Below are 19,412 nucleotides of genomic sequence, written 5' to 3' on the forward strand. Positions count from 1 at the left end.
TATGGATAAATATAAATTATCTAAAAAATTTGTAAGTTTTATTATGGCTTTTATAAATATAATTACTACTATATTTACATCGCAAGTTTCAGCTTATGCAAGTGAGTTGGAGATGAGTGAAAGTACAGGATTTAATTATGTAGGTATTAGTCCAATTACTAATAAAAAGGTTAATCATAAGATTTACCGTATGAAGGTAGATGGTAAAACCGTATTTTGTATAGAACCTGGAATTATAACGTCTAGTGGAGGAGGATATATATCGGAGGAGTATATAAATTCTAAGAAAGATATATTATCTAAAATTGCTTATTATGGATATATAGATACAAATCAATCAAAATATGACTATGCATTAACTCAAATAATTATATGGGAGGAGTTAGGAGATAAATTTATATCTACAACACTTCCAAATTATCATAAAAGAAAAGCTGAAATACTTGAGAAGGTAAATAGACATAATATATTACCTTCATGGAATAATGAAAAAGTTGCAGTTAAAAGTGGAGAAACAATTGAGTTAGAAGATAAGAATGGTATTATTAGAGAAATGAATTTAGAATCAAATAATACTGGAACAGATATATTACTTGAAGAAAATACTTTGAAAATTACAGCAAATAAAAATTCTAATTCAGGAGTTATTAGTTATATAAAGATTCCTAAAAATGAGGTTGGAACATCAATAGTTTATCGTAAGCCTAACTATCAAAGCTTAGCAGAATTTCATATGGAAAGTTCAATGAGTGCAAGTTTAAATATAAATGTAATAAAATTAGGAAATATTAAAGTAAAAAAGATTGATGAAGATACAGGAAAGGCATTAGCAAATGCAAAACTTAGATTTGAGTATGATGGTAAGAGTAAAGAAATTATAACGGATTCTAATGGAATTGCGAGTATAGAAAATATACCGGAAGGAACAACTGTAAGAATATCAGAAGTGACAGCACCCAATGGATATTTTAATAAATGTGAAATTAAAAAAGTTGTTATTGAAGCAAATAAAACTATAGAAGTTACATTAGGAAATAAAGAACAGTTAGGTAAAGTAATACTTAGTAAGATTGGAAAAGATTTTGGAGTAGAAATGCCTAATGATAGTTATAAATTAGAAGGAGCAATTTATGGAATTTATAATGAAAATGACGAAAAGATAACTACTATAACCACAGATAAATTCGGGAAGGCAACATCAGAAAAGATAAAGCTTGGAAAGTATTATACACTTGAAGAAAAGGCTCCAGAGGGATATTTAATAAATAAAGAAAAAATACCATTTGAATTAAAATATGCTGGACAAACTGTAGAAGTAACATCAACAGCTATTAGTCATAAAGATACAGAACAAAAAGGAAAAGCAATATTAATCAAAGAAGATGAAAAAACTGGATCAATACCTCAAGGAAGTGCAAAACTTGATGGTGCAGTTTATGAATTAAGAAAAGCAAATAATGGTGTTAGTATAAAGTAGTGGACACATTAAGTCGAACTAAGTAAAATTATATTTAGTTAAGAAAGGATGTGTCCATTATGGGAAGTGGCAAAAGGTATGATCAAGAATATAAAAATATGATAGTAGATTTATTTAAATCAGGAATGAGCTTAGCAGAGCTAAGTAGCGAATATGGCATTGCAAAATCAACAATCAACGGCTGGGTTAAAGATGTAAAAGAAGTTAAAATAGATGAAAATGAATCTATGACACTTAAAGAAGTAAAGGCTTTAAAAAAGGAAATGGCAAGGATTAAAGAGGAAAATGAAATATTAAAAAAAGCTATGGCCATATTTGCAACAAGAAATTAAATCAAGTAATACTATTTATAGATAATAATAAAAACAATCATGATATTAAGACTATGTGTACCGTTCTAGGCGTAGCCAGAAGTACATATTATAAATCTTTTGATAAAATTAAATCTTCAAGAGCAATAGAAAATGATGCATTAAAAGCAGCGATTACAAGGATATATAAAGCTAATAAAGGGATATATGGTGCTCCTAGGATTCATCATATACTTGGTACAGAAGGCTTTAATGTGTCAATAAAGAGAGTTCAAAGAAAAATGACTGAACTTGGTCTTTGTGCAATAACTGTAAAAAAATATAAGCCTCATTCAAATAAGAAAGTAGCAGAAGATTTAGAAAACGTTTTAAATAGAGATTTTGCAACTACTTCTATTAATGAAAAATGGGTTGGCGATATTACATATATTCATACTATCAAAGATGGTTGGTGCTATTTAGCTTCAGTTCTTGATTTACATTCAAAAAAAATAATTGGCTACGCCTTCGGTAAAAGAATGACTAATGATTTAGTTATTAAAGCTTTAAAAAATGCCTACTACAGCCAAAATCCAGATAAAAATAAAAATTTAATATTTCATACAGATTTAGGCTCTCAATATACTAGTAATGATTTAAAAGAGCTATGTATACAGTTTAATATTATACAATCATTTAGTAAAAAAGGTTGTCCATATGATAATGCTTGTATAGAATCTTTTCATTCTTCAATAAAGAAGGAAGAAATCTATAGAAATACATACCGTACCTTCGAAGAAGCCAATATAGCTATATTTAAATATATTGAAGGCTGGTATAACAGAAAAAGGCTACACTCTTCTATTAATTACATGACTCCAAATCAATGTGAATTATTAGCTAGAGGTGTAGCATAAAAAAAGTTTGACTTTTTGTGTCCAAGATATTGACGTAAGACCAACAGTAACGATTAAAGCTGGAAAAACAAAAGTAGAAAATTTATATCTTGGTGAGTATTATTGGATTGAAAAGAAAGCGCCAGAAGGATATTTATTAGATACTACTAAACATTATTTTGAAATAAGTTATGCAGGTGAAAATGTAGAAACTTGTCTTACGTCAATATCTTGGGGGACAGTAGTTAGCTTTGTGTAAAAACAAAACTAACTACTGTCCCGTTAAATTTTATTCTGAACAGAGCATGTAAATAATTTTGTGTAAACTGAATAAGGGAGACTTCTTCTTGGCGATAATTAAGATAATAATTAATTACCAGGAAGGAGTCTTTTATTATGTCAGATTTATCAAAAGAATTATTAAGAGCTTATATTAATGAACAAAATTTCACTAATCCTAACGAGGTTCTATCTTCATTAAAAGAATTATTTAAGGATGTATTACAAGAAGCTTTAGAAGCTGAGTTAGATGAAACTCTTGGATACGGAAAGCATGAAGTAAGTGAAAAAGTGAATAGTAGAAACGGATACTCCAAGAAAACAATTAAGACAGAACTAGGAGAAATAGCATTAAATATACCTCGCGACCGCAACGGCGAATTTGAACCACAAATAGTACCAAAGCATCAAAGAAACGTTAATGGCATAGAAGATAAGATATTATCCCTTTATTCTAAAGGAATGACTACTAGAGACATATCAGAGCAAATAAAGGAACTATATGATGTTGAAATAAGTGCTGAAACAGTATCTAATATAACTAATAGAATTTTACCATTAGTGTCTGAATGGCAGAATAGACCCCTAGAAAAGACTTATTCATTTATTTTTATGGATGCTATTCATTATAAGGTTAGAGATGATAAACGCGTGGTTGTTAAAGCTACATATGTAGTTATAGGCGTTGATTTAGACGGAAATAAAGAAGTTTTAGGAATATGGATAGGCGCTAATGAAAGTAGTAAATTTTGGCTTTCAGTACTTAATGACCTTAAGAATAGAGGAGTTCAAGATGTTTTAATATTCTGTGTAGATGGGTTAAATGGCTTCAAAGAAGCTATCGGAGCTACTTTCCCATTTGCTAAAATTCAAAGATGCATAATACATCAAATAAGATCAAGTATGAAGTATGTACCTTATAAAGATAAAAAAGCTTTTGTTGCTGATTTAAAAACTATTTATACAGCTGTAACCGAAAGCGAAGCTATGGAATGGAGTGTTCTGAGTAGATTAGACATATAGAATATACGATTTTTTTCTGATTTTCTTAGGATTTCTCAATTTTCTATTTTTTTATATATTTATAACTTTTTGTAAGTGTAGTGTGCATTTTATACAAGTACCACATAATTAAATTTTAAGCAACTTCTTTTAAATTATTATAATAACTTTTTCTATACTCCCTTGGTGACTTATACCCTAAGGTAGAGTGTAATCTTTTTGCATTATAAAATAATTCAATATATTCAACTACAGCTTGCTTTGCTTCCGCTCTCGTTTTAAATTTTCTTCCATAAAGAAAGTCCTTCTTTAAAGATGAGAAGAAGGATTCTGCACAAGCATTATCATAACAACATCCTTTAGCACTCATACTTTGGATACATCCATTCTCTCTTAATAAATCCTGATAATCATAAGATGCATACTGAACCCCTCTATCAGAGTGAAAAATAAAACCTTCATTTGGCTGTTCTTTTAGTATAGCAGTATTAAACGCATCTATAACTAACTTTCTAGTCATAGTAGAATCCATTGACCAACCAACAACTTCTCTATCAAACAGATCAATTACAGTCGCTAAATATAGCCATCCTTCTTCAGTTCCTATATAAGTAATATCACCAACATAAGCCTTTTTAGGTGCTTCTACGTTAAAGTCTTGTTTTAACAAATTAGGTGCAACAGCATAATTGTGATCTGAATAAGTAGTAGCTTTGTATTTTCTAGTAATCTTGCTAGAAATATTATTTTCCTTCATTAATTTAGAAATCTTATTTTTACCACATTCTATTCCATAATACTTAAGTTGAGCCTTTATCCGTCTAGCACCATAGGTGCCATAAGATTCTTTATGAACTCTCTTTATTTCTAAAACGAGCTTTTCATCATTAATTGTCCTTTCAGATGGCGGTCTTTTTAACCATGCATAATATGAGCTCCTCTTTATATCTAATATATTACACATCTTCTCCACTCGAAATACGGAGCTATTATCAAGAATAAATTTATATTTTATTTCTCTGGCTTTGTGAAGATGCGTATAGCTTTTTTTAGTATTTCATTTTCCTCTTGAATATCTGCTAATTTCTTTTTTAATATTCTTAATTTTTCATCTTCTGGTCTTAGTTTTCCGCTACCTGGAAAGGCAGTTTCTCCATGCTCTTTATATTTTTTAACCCACCCTCTAACAGTTGCTTCACTAACACCTATATCTCTTGCAACATGAGTTGCTTTTTTACCTTGATCTATTACCAACTTAATAATTTCTTCTTTATATTCCTTAGTAAATCTTCTTTGGTTTCCCATTTAATAAACACATCCTTCTTAATTCTTATTATACGTACTTTCTATGTGTCTATCAAATTGGGTATACTCCAGAAAATCTTATAGATGTAAAAGAAAAATGGGTTAACAAATATCCTAATGCAATAAAAAGTTGGGAAGACAATTGGGATAACTTGAGTACGTTCTTCGAATTTTCACCATATATAAGAAAAATAATTTATACAACTAACGTTATCGAAAGTTTAAATAGCCAATTTAGAAAAGTTACCAAGACTAAACTAATATTTCCTACTGATGAAAGCCTATTAAAAATGTTATATTTAGCTACTGAAAGAGTTCATGCTAAATGGACTAGAAGTTATGCAAACTGGGATTTAGTTATCAATGAATTAAAAATAATATTCTCCGATACTTTTTCAAAAGGAGCATAAAAAAAACTTCAACAAAGGTTTCCCAATGTCAAAGTTCTTTTAAAAGAAATCTTCTATCTACGTATATTATTCACCTTAATTGGTGAATATATACAATGACTTGAAGACACAATATAAATCAAAATTTCTTTAATTATTTCTAAGAAGAAATTTCAGATACACAAAGTTTTTTACAGCCTCTCTGAACAATAAAAATCTTTATAGACAGAATCATTATAGGGTATAAATCTTTCTTTTAATCTATCTAATATTATTTTTCCTCGAAGATATACATAGACTTCATAATCTGTATCAATATATTTATTTAATATTCTAGCTGAACTTCTTTTGCTTATAGAATCTATGTTAGAGAATACTCTAAGATTTTTATAATTAACAAAATCTATTTGTAACATACCTTCTTTAAAACCAGTACTTAGTTTTGCTTTTCCAAAGAATATTCTATTTTTATCAAATTCAAATTTAGATTGTATATCAACAAATAACTCATCTAAGCTTAACAGTTCATTGTCAATCATAATAAGCTCTTTATTATGATCAACATCGTTATCATTATACAATTCAACAAAGCTATCTAAAGAATAGAGGTTTCTACATTCTTTTCTAGTTTTAGTTGTATCACTTGATGTTTTTTTATGAGACTTATTTATTAGATCATTTTCACTAATATTATGTTCACATATATCTATTTTCACTTTATTCACAGATTTTGTCATTTTTATTAAGCCATTTTTGGCTATAGTATTTTTAGCACTATTCTTTTCTAGAATTATTTGATTTTTTTCTTCCGATGGAGAAATTTCAGAACAACCAATGATATGTAGTTCAGTATTACTAGAAGGTCTAAAATAATACTTTTTACCATTTGTTTTCCCCCAGTTTGAACAGGTTAATCCAATTTGACAGTTTTTATCAGGACATCGAAATTCTCTTTTATCAATTAGTTCATTTTTAGAAGCTAATTGGCTTGCTTTTTTAGCTGTTATATTAATTCCCTTTTCTATGCTATATGCTCGTTCTGACATTTTCATCCTCCTATATTGTTAAATAATAAAATATAGATATTTAGTAACTATATAATTAAATACACTATTCAATATATGAAAACTAAGTATAATGTAGATAAAAATATGGTATGTTATACTATTTTAGATTTATGAAGTAGAATAGATAGATTATAAATTAATTATAAATCAACTATAAATTAATTTAAATAGAGTTTATTAAGTTATATAATTAAGGTAAAAGAGATAAGGGGATAATTAAATAATGATTAATATAAACTGGAAAGTATTTGAGACAAAACATCCTAAAGCTACTGATGCATTTGAAAGTTTATGCTATTTTTTATTCTGCCGTAAATATGGATTAAATGAGGGAATTCGTACTGATTTTAATCAGGTTGGTCTTGAAACAGAGCCTATAAAACATGCAGACGGTAAGTACTATGGATTTCAATCAAAATTTTTTGATAAAAGTGTAAGTTATGATAGTATCTTAAAGTCTATTAAAAAAGCTTTAGCTAATTATGACAAGCTAGATTATATTATTATATACGTTAATCAAGAGGCTCAAACATCATGTAATACTGCAAAGTCAATAGAAGAAATGTGTAATTTAAGGGGAGTTAAGATTGAATGGTTTTTACCTAATAATTTTAAAATAGCATTAAATCAACCTAATAATCTAGATTTAGCAGAATTTTATTTTGGATCAACAAATATTTTAGGTATGCTTTCTGATAGCAAGAGCATACGTATGACTACTTTGCTTCAATCTAAAGAGTATTTAGAACTTAATGTATGTAACTTTGAAAATAAATTAACTATTACAGAGTATTGCAAGGAAGTATTAGAATCACGAGATAAGTTACACCTTGTATCTGGAGGTGCGGGTACAGGGAAAAGTGTGTGTATGAGAAGAATGTTATATATTTATGGTGGATTTGATGAGGATACAAAAAGTAAGCAGCTTGATAAAGTAAGATCTTTAGGGGCAATATGTATTTATATAAATTTGAATAATACAGCCTTAGATAGCTTAGAGAGTATAGTTTTTAACTATAAAAATACTTTTTTTGCAGATAGTGAAAATAATAAATTTATATATTTATTTGATGGTATCGATGAAGTGCCGAGTAGTCATATAACGTCTACTGTACTATTTATTGAAAATCTTTTAGAGAAAGAAACAACAAAAAAAGTAATTATTTCTTCAAGATTATCAAGTTATAATAAGTATATTTTAAAAGCTTCATTAAATAATGTTACTGAATATTTTATTGAGGATTTGCAAAAGGATCAAGTAATAAACTATTTTGAGAGTAAGGAAAATGAGGAGAAGATTAATAAACTTAACAGAGTTACTTCTAAAAATGAGAAATTTTTTGATAATATAACAGATATATTAACTGTATCATTGCTTTGGGATCAAATTAATCATATTAATGATAAGAGCTTTTTTACAAATTTAATGGAACTAAGTGTATCAAAAATAATAAATGACATACATCATAGGAAATATTTAGAATCACTAAATCTTCCTAATCCAAAAGAAAATGCTATTGTAGAAATAAATAAAAATGTATCTTTTTATTTATTTGAAAAGGATATATTTAACTTTACGTATGAAGATTTACATAAATTGATAGGTGAACTATATCCTAAATGTGATTATACTTCATTAAATAAAATAATTTCATATATGACGGAGAGTTTTTTTGATACTGCTTTAACAACAGAAAATTATACTTTTTCATATAAACATAGACGTTTTTCAGAATATTTTACAATACTTAAAATTGAAGAAAAAATTAGCAATGACTTAAGTTACCTACGAGAAAATAATGTAATAATAAATAATGAATTATTTGAACAAATGCTTATTCCATACTTACAAAATAAAGCTTGCAAGCAAAAGGATTTACCTCTTGCATTTTAGATTGGACTATTTAATGTATATTTGGGAAATGACAAAGCTTGGGGTATAGATAAGGAGTTTTATATTTGGTCGGATTGGATTATATACGCTATAGCTGGATTAGATAATGAGATATTTGAAGGTCTGATAACTGATAAATCATTGCCAATAAGTAAGTTTTTTGATGAAGTTCCAAAAAGGATTAAAACTTTGTTTTCTTCAGAAAAGAAAAAATCTTTTTCTTATAATGATGACTTACGACACAATTTTAAAAATTACATTGTACTAATTTCTCTTATGCATAAACTTGGAAAAATAGAATTATTAACATCTATATTAAGTGAGTACAAGGAAATAAAGGACTTATGTAAAACAAATAAATTTTATTTTAACAGTACATCAAATAAGGATAATTTTTTAGTTTGGAGAAGTCTTATATATATTGATACAGTTATATTTAAAGAGAAAGTTGATGAGTTAATTAGCTTAGCCTTAGAAAAGTCGCAAGATATAAATGCTAATGATTTATTCAAAGACTACATTTCAGTTGATATATTATATTTAAGTTCTTTATATTACAATATTTTGATATATCATGAGGGAAAATGTATCGATATGATAAAAAGCATGAATATTAATCAATTAAGTATCTTTGCTATTACAGCATCAAAGCCTGAATGTTTAAAGAGTATAATAAAAAGTAAAAAACTAATTAATGCAATAAAAATGGTACTTGAAACTGAAATCAATAGTGAAGGTTTAAGTAGTGTTATTTGCTTGGCATTAAAGAAGTTATTAGGATGCTTTTTATCCAAAAAAGAAAAAAATATTGTTGATGAATATTTTAAAAGTGTGAACTTCAGGAAGTCATCAATATTCTGGAGAGAACATTATGATATCGTTGCCTTGATAATGGCTGCTTTTGGAGAAAAAGACTTTAAGATAGAATGTGATATAGAAGTACGACGATATGCGAATATATACTGTGTATTTTTAGAATTAATAAATGGGTGCAGTTCACTTGCAAAATTTATATGTTGTGTTCAAAAAAATGTCTATAACAATACGGAAGACTCTTATTATACAAGAATTTTATTAGGAAAAACTTTAGCTTTATCAAATGATGATGAAACCAATATTAAAGGAGCTGTTGATTATTTAAATAATTTTATGAAAGATGGTAGAAGTCTAATTGTATATCATACAATGAAGCTATACAATCCTTCAAGATTTAAAAGGCTATTGAGCATAAGTAATCTTAATAAATTGAATGTATCAAAAGTTTATCAAGATATTGATTTTACTAGTACAAGTGAATCATTTTTTATGCTATCGTTTATTCTATCATCTCATGATAAATTATTAGGGCATGAATTGCTTTTAAAGGGGATTAGTAATGGATTAATGAGGATGAATGATAGAAAAGATACAATAGCGGATTATAATTTACTAGATAGCTTAGAGATATTACTTAAAAATAATTGGGTTTCAACTGAAGAATTAATATCTTTTCTTAAAAGAATATTAAAAGTTGCAAATAGAATGAATTCATATCATATAGAAAATGATACTCATAAAATAGTAATGGATATTCTTCAAAAGTATGATTTTGACGCTGCTAAATTTTATTATGATGAAATTTCAGGGATGAAAGAATGTTATGACTTAATACATTATGGATATGCAGCAACTATGACTCTTAGAGGAGAAAATATAGACGATATAGAAGCTTGTCTAGATAAGATTGTGTCATCTTTTGATAGATATCATCAAAAACTAGAGTGGAATAGTTTTTATTATAAAATAAAGGTATATTTAAAAATTGCAGAAAGTGACTTTTACCAATCATATGAGCAGAAGTTATCCTTTGAAAGAGTGTGCAATGAGATTAATTCACTAGAAGATGCAGGATGGAGTAGAGAACTCAAAAAGAAAGAGTATGAAATATATATTCAATTATGTAAAAGATATAATAAAGAGATTGATGTTGATGAAGAAAAAGAAATTACTTATTCAGTGAAGTCTTCAAATAATGAAAAGTACGATATCATAGAAATTATAAATTCTATTAATACAGAAAAAGATTTAAGCGAGTTTATAGAAAAATTAGATAGTGTATATGTGATTGATAATTTAGAAGCAAATCAACTGTTTATAAATAAATGTATTGATATTAATGGAAATATCGATGAAATTATTAATATGCTTGCAAAATATAATTATCCAAGTAGTTTACTCTATTCAAGAAACAATAATAATTTTTGGATGACAATAGTAGAATGTTTAAAAAATGAAAATTCAAAGAGTGCTATTGTGAAATATTTATTGAAGAGTGGCGGTGGACATGATGGCTTCAATGAATTGATAAAAATATATGGATATCTAGGAAATAAAGAAATTTGTATTAGGTCATTTGAAAAAATGCTAGCCTGCATTGAATTCTTATTATGTTAAAATATATTTTTATATTAAGTGCTATAAAGTAAATTATAGAATATAAATTATGATTAAAAACGTTTATCTTACTTTGAGGGGTGTTTAAGCAATTATATGTACAAGGTCATATTAATATAATAAAATAATCTTCTATTAATAATAAAAAATAAATATTTAGTTAGCTTAGATAGAAGGGAGAATTATATGCAATTAAAGCTTTCTACTGATTATGCAATACGTATTGTTCTATATTTAGCTATGAAAAATAATGCGGTTTCAGCAAATGAGTTATCAGAAAAACTAGGAATTGACCAAGAATATACACTTAGGTTTTGCAAGAAACTGAAAGATGCTGAAATAGTAAATATACATGATTATAATAATGAAATTTCTTTATCAAAGAGTCCAAATCAAGTTACAATGTTTGATATTATTAATACTATGGAAAATACTACAAAAATAAATGGTGTTAGTATAAAGTAGTGGACACATTAAGTCGAGCTAAGTAAAATTATATTTAGTTAAGAAAGGATGTGTCCATTATGGGAAGTGGCAAAAGGTATGATCAAGAATATAAAAATATGATAGTAGATTTATTTAAATCAGGAATGAGCTTAGCAGAGCTAAGTAGCGAATATGGCATTGCAAAATCAACAATCAACGGCTGGGTTAAAGATGTAAAAGAAGTTAAAATAGATGAAAATGAATCTATGACACTTAAAGAAGTAAAGGCTTTAAAAAAGGAAATGGCAAGGATTAAAGAGGAAAATGAAATATTAAAAAAAGCTATGGCCATATTTGCAACAAGAAATTAAATCAAGTAATACTATTTATAGATAATAATAAAAACAATCATGATATTAAGACTATGTGTACCGTTCTAGGCGTAGCCAGAAGTACATATTATAAATCTTTTGATAAAATTAAATCTTCAAGAGCAATAGAAAATGATGTATTAAAAGCAGCGATTACAAGGATATATAAAGCTAATAAAGGAATATATGGTGCTCCTAGGATTCATCATATACTTGGTACAGAAGGCTTTAATGTGTCAATAAAGAGAGTTCAAAGAAAAATGACTGAACTTGGTCTTTGTGCAATAACTGTAAAAAAATATAAGTCTCATTCAAATAAGAAAGTAGCAGAAGATTTAGAAAACGTTTTAAATAGAGATTTTGCAACTACTTCTATTAATGAAAAATGGGTTGGCGATATTACATATATTCATACTATCAAAGATGGTTTGTGCTATTTAGCTTCAGTTCTTGATTTACATTCAAAAAAAATAATTGGCTACGCCTTCGGTAAAAGAATGACTAATGATTTAGTTATTAAAGCTTTAAAAAATGCCTACTACAGCCAAAATCCAGATAAAAATAAAAATTTAATATTTCATACAGATTTAGGCTCTCAATATACTAGTAATGATTTAAAAGAGCTATGTATACAGTTTAATATTATACAATCATTTAGTAAAAAAGGTTGTCCATATGATAATGCTTGTATAGAATCTTTTCATTCTTCAATAAAGAAGGAAGAAATCTATAGAAATACATACCGTACCTTCGAAGAAGCCAATATAGCTATATTTAAATATATTGAAGGCTGGTATAACAGAAAAAGGCTACACTCTTCTATTAATTACATGACTCCAAATCAATATGAATTATTAGCTAGAAGTGTAGCATAAAAAAAGTTTGACTTTTTGTGTCCAAGATATTGACGTAAGACCAAAATCTTTGTTTAGAAGAGGATGAATACTGTAGCCGTTTTGCAACTGAAACATGTCCTGTAAGACGTTTTTATTGTGAATTGCAAAGTAGTATTGAAATTTCTTTGAAAAAGACGACAATACAGGACTTATTAGAGTAATGTTATTAAGAAAATAAATAGAAGTTTTGCAATTTACATATTTTTAGTTAAGAAATTATGTAAGAAAAAGCGCTATATTACATTAAATTATTGTAGTATAGCGCTTTTAATTTATAAGAGGATATTTTAGTTTAAATACGATATTTAAACTTATAGGTGTTGTTTGAGAATATAAAAGTGCTGTTTGGTAATAAAAAGATAAAAATACGCTAGAGTGTATTTTTATTTTAGAGGATTAGTACTTAGTATAAATGTCAAGTTAATGCTAGTTCTTCCGTATTTATCCGTTCGGAGCTAACATTAGTTTTGCTGCAAGAAGTTTCTTACTGCATCTTCCATACATAGTTCTTTTTATCATTTTTAATTTACTATTAGTACCTTCTACAAATCCATTACTTAAATCACTACAAATAGAATTTTCAACTGCTTCAATATCTTTTAATAATCCATTCGCTAAAGATGATAATTCACTAATATCTATATTTATATATTTCTCAATAAATATATAAAACAATGCAAGATTCTTTTTCTTAAATAGTTCTCTAAATTCCATAATACACTTTTTCAAACTAAATACCTTTGGATAATTAGCATATATATGATTCTTTTCTATTTCAGATAGTTCAGAATCCATCCATAAGTAATCAAATATATATCTTCTCTTTAGATAAATATATTTTTCATCTCTAGCACCATTTTTAGTTTTAACACTTTCACTAACAGGAGAATACTTATTTATCTTTAGATTATTTTCTTTAACAACCTTACGAATCATATGCCTTGCATTGCTTTTTGAAAGTTTATAACCCTCTGATAACAATATATCTACAATCTGTTTTTCAATATATCCTATATTTATTAAACTAATTACTCTATTTTTATATGGGTTATTTCTTTTTCTGGGATGTTTACATAAATCATTTACATCTCCTTGAATGTATCTTTTAATGGTACGTCTATCTTTACCTAAGAGTCTTGATATTTCACTAATTGAATATCCATTATTTTTCATTTCTTGGATTTTATATATTAATTTAATGCGTATCTGCTCAGCATCTGTAAAGTTATCCACAGTTTTTAGGATTTTTTTTACCGTGGTCATTCTGTTCAGAGTTACATTGAGTTTTAATATCATTTTCAATTTTTATAGTTGAAGGAATTTCTTTGTAAAGAGCCTTTTTTATAGCTTGCAATAGATTTTGGTGTATATGGAATCTATCTGCTATTTGCATAGCGCTCGGCAATTCTTGCTCAATAACTTTAGCATATGAACTTGCACGATCTCGTGTAACTACTTTTAGATGCTTATTATCTTTTAACCAAGTTGATAAAGTTTTACCATCTCTACCATCTAATATGGCTATTGGTTTATGAGTTTTTTCATCAACAATAATAGTTCCATAATTATGGTTTTTTTTAAAAGCAAAATCATCTATTCCAACAGTACTGCTACAAGTATTTATTTTCATTTCATCATATTTTTTTAGTAATATTTTTATAATTGTATCCCCACTAACTTTGATATTCATATTTTTAGCTATACGTGCAGCCCCTTCACAGCTTGTTTCCAAAGCTAAGGTACATAAAAAATCAGATAAACGCTCTGTCATTCTGCTATAATAACTAATAAAACCATCAAAAGATTCTACTATAGTTTTATTAGAACAATCAATATTTTTGCATTTATATTCATATGAATTGATTTCTAATAATACTTGCTTACCTAATATAGGTAAATCCTGAACTTTTCTTATATATGTTCCATGATATTTGTTCGATATGATATTGCATTTAGGACAAATACAATTATTACTTTGTGATTTTAAACTTATCTTAATCACTTTTGTATCTTCTAATATATTAGTAATTTTTAATTTGTTAGTTGGAAAAAAGTTTTGCAGATCTATTGATGAATTACACATTATTAATACCTCTTAAATATATGATATATTAATTATATCATATATACGGAAAAAATACGGAAGAACCAGCATTAACTTGACATTTATAAAGGCGGGCTTTAGCCAAAAAAGCTATGACCATATTTGTAACAAGAAATTAGAAAATGAGGAATTAAAAGTAGTTATTATAAGAATATATAAAAGCTAATAAAGGTATATATGGTGCTCCTAGGATTCATCATATACTTGTATAGAAGACTTAGAAAAAGTTTTAAAAAGAGATTTTTAAAGCTACTTCTATTAATGAAAATGGGTAGGAGATATTACATATATTCATACTATTCTTGACTTTTTGTGCCCAAAATATTGACATAAGCCCAAAGAGAGTTGACTTTTATCAGAAAACACAGATTAGTTTGTCATACTATAAAAGAAAACGTGGGGATGAAAAAAGAATAGGACTTCTTAATTCCACCCCTACAAAGCATTTTTATACATTTGATGCAAAATATAAAAGCAAAGTCGCCCCTAAGTTGTTGAGTATGTGTGCAATAAATGGATAGGTAATGTTGCTTTTATTTTTTATGTATAGAAAAGTCATGACCACTCCTATTATTATATATTGACGTATTTCTATCAAGCCTGATAAATTAAAGGTATGAATATGAATCAGTGCGAAGGTAAGAACGGAAATGATACAGAGTATCCATAAAGGAATCTTTTTCTTAAATTTTCCAATTATAATATGTCGAAAAACCAATTCTTCTACAAATGGTCCAATCAAAACAACAATGATAGAAGAAATTAGGGAAGAATTTAAAAAGCTATTTACAGCTTGCTGGTTCTCAGTTATTTCTCCTGTTTTTATCAAAAGTGCAAAAAGTGCTCCTGCTATTAAAATAAAAACAAAAGAGAGTAATGCGATACCAATAAGGTGAAAGGGATGATTGAAAGCAGAAGAGAAGTTTTCTTTTAAATCTTTATAAAAGAAAAGAATAGCAATCACAGCAAGAAATAGATAGGAAAAGGTGTTAAAAACGTTGTTGAATGTATCACCTACATTTGGAATAAGAAAAGTTGCCATACGTGGTAGTAACAATGCAACAAAACAATAAATGCCTAAAAAAGAAATTGATTTTTTCATGAGTGTCCTCCTTTTATGTTTTTTACAGTATAAAGGATAGTTAGATCTGTGTCAATTGATATAGTATTATATAATTAAGATTTAATAGAAATTACTTATTGCCGACGATTTGCTAATGAAAGCATTTAATTGTCGGCAATAATATTTTATAATATATTAACTGTATAACATAAGAGATTTATACAAGAAGTTAAAATATACATAAGTTCTCATTACATTTAGAGCAGCCTAAACAATCTTTCATGTAATTTAAATCCTTAATGGTTAAGAAGCCTTGCTTAAATTCAATAACATTATCGGATTTTAATTTAGTTAATAATCTACTTATATTTTCAGGTGAAGTTCCAATATATTCAGATAAAATTATATTAGAAAGTTTCATATCTATTTTCCAACCATCTTGTGTTTTTAATCCGTAAGTGTTGTATAGACGTATTAGTATAGAAAATAAAGCAAGCTTCTTATTATGTATACTTATATCCCGTAATTGTAAAAAAACTTTTTGACATAGATAATCATGATATAAATATAGCCTACGAATAAGGGTAATATCTTTATCCATTAGAGTTTTAAGTGTAGATGCAGATATAATTCCTAATGTACATTCTGTTAGAGTACTTATTTGGAATAAAGATGAAAAATTATTTTCCATATTTAATATAGCTGGAAAGATAATTACTTCAGATTTATAAATTCCTAGCAAAAGTTCTTTAGAATTTGGCAACATATGAGATGCTTTTATTGTTCCATTTAACGTAATGATTAGTTTATTACTTTCATATTCTTGTTCCCATATTGATGTATTGCCTTTTAATGTGATTATGTTTTCAATAAAAGGTTTAAGTTCTTTTATTAAATCATATCTTAAATCTATTAAATTCATAATTTACCTCATTATTACAATAAAATAATATTAGTTATTATAACATAATAATTAGTATTAAAAACATGATAAATATCATTTTTTTATATCTTAGTATGTTATAAAATAAATACATTATTTTAAGAAGGCTATAAACTCTTAAAAATAAAATTCAAATAGATAATAGGAGAATATTTATGGAAGAAAGTGATTTTAAAATTCTATCAGCGTGGGATAGGCTTAGTAAGGAGAAAACAATATGGGAATATTTATTGATAGATAATTCATCATTCTATTTAAAAAATGGAGATGAAAAAATTTTTTTAAGTAGCTTTAAAAATAAAGATTTACCAAGAACTCCATATTCGTTAACTTTAATGGGAAAGATTTTAACAAAATTAAGTACATTTGCAAATATAATGTCTAAGCGTCCAGGTACTGAAGAAGTTACTTTTTATTCAATTTTAAATACGCCTCAAAGTAAGTGGTGTGGTTCTTATTTTGATAGAAAAATTTTGAGTGTAGTAGCACCACCTATAACTTGGAGACGAATAGAGATAGAAAATTTAATTAAAAGTATTATAAAAAAATACATATTTGAGTACAAAGATTCTTTTGCTTTTGTTGACATTGGATGTGGTGGGGGATTTGATAGTTTAGAAATAGAAAGAATTATTTTTGGGATGAATAATATTTTAAAGGAAAATATTTTACATAAAGAATATGATATTTTAAATATAGATATTGATTCAAAATGGTTAAATAACAATGAAAAGTTAAGTAAAAGTATTTTTGGAGATAGGTCAAAAATAAAAAGATGTAATATGTCTATATTTGATTATTTAAATAAGAAATCTTATACTAAAGAATTTCCTTTACAAAATAATTTAATAATCTCTTGTAATGGTTTTGCAGAATTTTTAAATGATGAGGATTTAAAAAAGTTATACATAGGAATATATGAGATGTCAACTACGTTTTCTGGACATGTTCATATTATACTTCCCTTTGCTAATAAGAATAAAAAACAAGAGGAACTTGGAGATAAAATTGGTTTCAAATTTAGAGCAAAAGAAAAAGAGTATATGATAGATCTAATAAAAGAGATATTTATTAATTTTAAAGTCTCATTTACTGAGAAACATAGCCAGATAGTAATTCTTGTAGAAAAGTAATAAGTTTATTTAAGTAAAATATTTTAATAAATGAGGTGGGAATATATGGTAATAGATTTGTTTTTTATTAACTTAATGAAAAATATTAAAAGTGATTTTTTAGATAGTTTATTTACTAACATTATTTTTGAAAAATCAATATATATATGGATTATATTAATTCTAGTATTATTATGTATAAAGAATACTAGAAAGTTCGGTGTAATTTTAGGAATTTCATTTTTGATAACACTTATAATTGGAGAAGGAGTATTGAAGAATTTAATCGGTAGAGAAAGACCTTTTATAACCTATGGTTATGAAATTATAGGAAATAAACCTAATTCATTTTCTTTTCCATCAGCTAGTGCAGCATTATCTTTTACAATGTTTGGAGTGTTTTTATTTAATAAGAATAGATATAATTTGGTAATTGGAGTATTTGCTTTAATTGTAGCAATTTCTAGAATTTATTTAGGAGTTCATTACTTCTCAGATGTTTTAGGCGGCATAATTTTAGGGTTTCTATCTTCGTATTTTGTTAATAAATTAATTAGAAAATATATGATGATTCCTAAGGAGATAAGATAAAAATAAATACTGATAATGAAAATCATTATGGTAATAAATAAGTAAAACTATTAATATTTAATGAATGTTGATAAGTATATAAACTTATACACAATCTTAAAGAAAAAAGAATTACAGGGTTTAAAGGGAGGAAATTAAATGGAAGCGAAGCATATAAATCCATTTATTGAGTGTTGTTTAAATATAATGCCTAAGCTTGGTTTTAAAGAGATTAAAAAGAAAAGTATTAGTATAAAAGAGAAGAGTATAAAAAGCTTGGGAGTAATGTTAACACTAGGATTAATTGGAGATATTAAAGGCGTTGTTAGTTACTCTTTAAATGAAGAGAATGCAAAAAAGGTTGCATCTACAATGATGATGGGATTATCAGTTAGTAATTTAGATAATATGGCTCATAGTGCTTTATTAGAACTTTCAAACATGCTAACTGCAAATGCAAGTAGTAATTTTTCACGAATTGGAGTAAATGTTAATATTTCTACACCAACATTAATGTATGGAAATGATTTTCAAGCAAAAATTAGTAGCGATAAAATTTTATGTATAACTATGTTAGTTGATAATATTCCTATGGAGATAAATATTGCATTTGAACATATTAATAGTCAAATAAGAGTATAATTTGATAAGTAAAGTTATAAGATTTTTAGTATATTGATAGCTGGCTCTAGTATTAAGAGTTAGCTATTTTTCATTCTTTAGGAAATTAGTATTAGTGTTATTAAAATTTAAGAATAAGTAATAAAAGATTTAATAAGACATTGAACTTGAAAAAGAAAATGCATAAATAAAATAAAAGTGATATTATAAATATAGAATAAGAGTTTTTTACTACTTATAAGGAGAGATAGTACATTCTAAGTAAACGTTTTAT

At 26.6% G+C, this 19,412-nt stretch carries 14 protein-coding genes and 4 pseudogenes; 12 read left to right on the plus strand and 6 right to left on the minus strand.

The features are described 5' to 3' along the window. Nucleotide 1: 1 nt before the first annotated feature. From ACYQ1T_RS09385 to ACYQ1T_RS09400, 4 genes and pseudogenes are all read left to right on the plus strand, one after another. On the plus strand, nucleotides 2-1,477 hold the full coding sequence (locus ACYQ1T_RS09385) for a SpaA isopeptide-forming pilin-related protein (protein WP_459834242.1): 1,476 nt from the start codon (nucleotides 2-4) through the stop codon (nucleotides 1,475-1,477). 59 nt (nucleotides 1,478-1,536) lie between these two features. Continuing rightward, nucleotides 1,537-2,684 (plus strand): annotated as a pseudogene (locus ACYQ1T_RS09390) (IS3 family transposase). A gap of 7 nt (nucleotides 2,685-2,691) precedes the next feature. Further along, complete coding sequence (locus tag ACYQ1T_RS09395) at nucleotides 2,692-2,922, plus strand: prealbumin-like fold domain-containing protein (protein WP_459834244.1); 231 nt, start codon at nucleotides 2,692-2,694, stop codon at nucleotides 2,920-2,922. Nucleotides 2,923-3,059: 137 nt separating this feature from the next. Beyond that, nucleotides 3,060-3,935 (plus strand): annotated as a pseudogene (locus tag ACYQ1T_RS09400) (IS256 family transposase); the annotation flags it as partial. A gap of 145 nt (nucleotides 3,936-4,080) precedes the next feature. On the opposite strand, the gene ACYQ1T_RS09405 reads toward ACYQ1T_RS09400, so the two are convergent. Continuing rightward, nucleotides 4,081-5,249, minus strand: a protein-coding gene (locus ACYQ1T_RS09405; protein WP_459830674.1) for an IS3 family transposase whose coding sequence is annotated in 2 segments (ribosomal slippage) — nucleotides 4,081-4,985 and nucleotides 4,985-5,249 — 1,170 coding nt in all. Because the reading frame shifts where the segments join, the coding sequence is not laid out codon by codon here. An 86-nt stretch (nucleotides 5,250-5,335) separates the two neighbouring features. Here ACYQ1T_RS09405 and ACYQ1T_RS09410 point away from each other — a divergent pair. Continuing rightward, nucleotides 5,336-5,659, plus strand: a pseudogene (locus ACYQ1T_RS09410) (transposase); the annotation flags it as partial. A gap of 170 nt (nucleotides 5,660-5,829) precedes the next feature. Here ACYQ1T_RS09410 and ACYQ1T_RS09415 read toward each other — a convergent pair. Then, complete coding sequence (locus ACYQ1T_RS09415; protein ID WP_459834246.1) at nucleotides 5,830-6,684, minus strand: hypothetical protein; 855 nt, start codon at nucleotides 6,682-6,684, stop codon at nucleotides 5,830-5,832. Nucleotides 6,685-6,928: 244 nt separating this feature from the next. On the opposite strand from ACYQ1T_RS09415, the gene ACYQ1T_RS09420 reads away from it, so the two are divergent. The 4 genes and pseudogenes from ACYQ1T_RS09420 to ACYQ1T_RS09435 all read left to right on the plus strand — a co-directional run bounded on the left by ACYQ1T_RS09420 (nucleotide 6,929) and on the right by ACYQ1T_RS09435 (nucleotide 12,704). Further along, nucleotides 6,929-8,599, plus strand: a complete 1,671-nt coding sequence (locus ACYQ1T_RS09420) for an NACHT domain-containing protein (protein WP_459834248.1) — start codon at nucleotides 6,929-6,931, stop codon at nucleotides 8,597-8,599. Nucleotides 8,600-8,620: 21 nt separating this feature from the next. Further along, the gene (locus ACYQ1T_RS09425) at nucleotides 8,621-11,032 is read left to right on the plus strand and encodes a hypothetical protein (protein ID WP_459834250.1); all 2,412 of its coding nucleotides are present in this window, start codon (nucleotides 8,621-8,623) and stop codon (nucleotides 11,030-11,032) included. 186 nt (nucleotides 11,033-11,218) lie between these two features. Further along, nucleotides 11,219-11,497, plus strand: coding sequence for an Rrf2 family transcriptional regulator (locus ACYQ1T_RS09430; protein ID WP_459834252.1), 279 nt, complete (start codon nucleotides 11,219-11,221; stop codon nucleotides 11,495-11,497). A 59-nt stretch (nucleotides 11,498-11,556) separates the two neighbouring features. Then, nucleotides 11,557-12,704: pseudogene (locus tag ACYQ1T_RS09435) on the plus strand (IS3 family transposase). Nucleotides 12,705-13,166: 462 nt separating this feature from the next. Here ACYQ1T_RS09435 and ACYQ1T_RS09440 read toward each other — a convergent pair. The 4 genes from ACYQ1T_RS09440 to ACYQ1T_RS09455 form a co-directional block, all read right to left on the minus strand. Further along, complete coding sequence (locus ACYQ1T_RS09440; protein ID WP_459834254.1) at nucleotides 13,167-13,958, minus strand: transposase; 792 nt, start codon at nucleotides 13,956-13,958, stop codon at nucleotides 13,167-13,169. Then, the gene (locus tag ACYQ1T_RS09445; protein WP_459834256.1) at nucleotides 13,951-14,808 is read right to left on the minus strand and encodes an ISL3 family transposase; all 858 of its coding nucleotides are present in this window, start codon (nucleotides 14,806-14,808) and stop codon (nucleotides 13,951-13,953) included. The genes ACYQ1T_RS09440 and ACYQ1T_RS09445 overlap by 8 nt, the downstream gene beginning before the upstream one ends. A 469-nt stretch (nucleotides 14,809-15,277) precedes the next feature. Further along, complete coding sequence (locus ACYQ1T_RS09450) at nucleotides 15,278-15,931, minus strand: CPBP family intramembrane glutamic endopeptidase (RefSeq protein ID WP_459834258.1); 654 nt, start codon at nucleotides 15,929-15,931, stop codon at nucleotides 15,278-15,280. A 190-nt stretch (nucleotides 15,932-16,121) separates the two neighbouring features. Next, nucleotides 16,122-16,814, minus strand: a complete 693-nt coding sequence (locus ACYQ1T_RS09455) for a Crp/Fnr family transcriptional regulator (RefSeq protein WP_459834260.1) — start codon at nucleotides 16,812-16,814, stop codon at nucleotides 16,122-16,124. A gap of 176 nt (nucleotides 16,815-16,990) precedes the next feature. Here ACYQ1T_RS09455 and ACYQ1T_RS09460 point away from each other — a divergent pair, with 176 nt between their 5' ends. The 3 genes from ACYQ1T_RS09460 to ACYQ1T_RS09470 all read left to right on the plus strand — a co-directional run bounded on the left by ACYQ1T_RS09460 (nucleotide 16,991) and on the right by ACYQ1T_RS09470 (nucleotide 19,159). Next, complete coding sequence (locus ACYQ1T_RS09460; protein ID WP_459834262.1) at nucleotides 16,991-17,968, plus strand: hypothetical protein; 978 nt, start codon at nucleotides 16,991-16,993, stop codon at nucleotides 17,966-17,968. A gap of 45 nt (nucleotides 17,969-18,013) precedes the next feature. After that, complete coding sequence (locus tag ACYQ1T_RS09465; protein ID WP_459834264.1) at nucleotides 18,014-18,538, plus strand: phosphatase PAP2 family protein; 525 nt, start codon at nucleotides 18,014-18,016, stop codon at nucleotides 18,536-18,538. A gap of 138 nt (nucleotides 18,539-18,676) precedes the next feature. Further along, nucleotides 18,677-19,159, plus strand: coding sequence for a chemotaxis protein CheX (locus tag ACYQ1T_RS09470; protein WP_459834266.1), 483 nt, complete (start codon nucleotides 18,677-18,679; stop codon nucleotides 19,157-19,159). Nucleotides 19,160-19,412 lie beyond the last annotated feature (253 nt).

Source organism: Clostridium carnis (assembly GCF_054657435.1).

What these genes read in the sequence shown, in the direction of transcription:
- ACYQ1T_RS09445 (WP_459834256.1), bottom strand. Translation starts at nt 14,808, where the DNA reads ATGTGTAATTCATCAATAGATCTGCAAAACTTTTTTCCAACTAACAAA.
- ACYQ1T_RS09415 (WP_459834246.1), bottom strand. Translation starts at nt 6,684, where the DNA reads ATGTCAGAACGAGCATATAGCATAGAAAAGGGAATTAATATAACAGCT.
- ACYQ1T_RS09470 (WP_459834266.1), top strand. Translation starts at nt 18,677, where the DNA reads ATGGAAGCGAAGCATATAAATCCATTTATTGAGTGTTGTTTAAATATA.
- ACYQ1T_RS09430 (WP_459834252.1), top strand. Translation starts at nt 11,219, where the DNA reads ATGCAATTAAAGCTTTCTACTGATTATGCAATACGTATTGTTCTATAT.
- ACYQ1T_RS09460 (WP_459834262.1), top strand. Translation starts at nt 16,991, where the DNA reads ATGGAAGAAAGTGATTTTAAAATTCTATCAGCGTGGGATAGGCTTAGT.
- ACYQ1T_RS09465 (WP_459834264.1), top strand. Translation starts at nt 18,014, where the DNA reads ATGGTAATAGATTTGTTTTTTATTAACTTAATGAAAAATATTAAAAGT.
- ACYQ1T_RS09420 (WP_459834248.1), top strand. Translation starts at nt 6,929, where the DNA reads ATGATTAATATAAACTGGAAAGTATTTGAGACAAAACATCCTAAAGCT.
- ACYQ1T_RS09450 (WP_459834258.1), bottom strand. Translation starts at nt 15,931, where the DNA reads ATGAAAAAATCAATTTCTTTTTTAGGCATTTATTGTTTTGTTGCATTG.
- ACYQ1T_RS09385 (WP_459834242.1), top strand. Translation starts at nt 2, where the DNA reads ATGGATAAATATAAATTATCTAAAAAATTTGTAAGTTTTATTATGGCT.
- ACYQ1T_RS09455 (WP_459834260.1), bottom strand. Translation starts at nt 16,814, where the DNA reads ATGAATTTAATAGATTTAAGATATGATTTAATAAAAGAACTTAAACCT.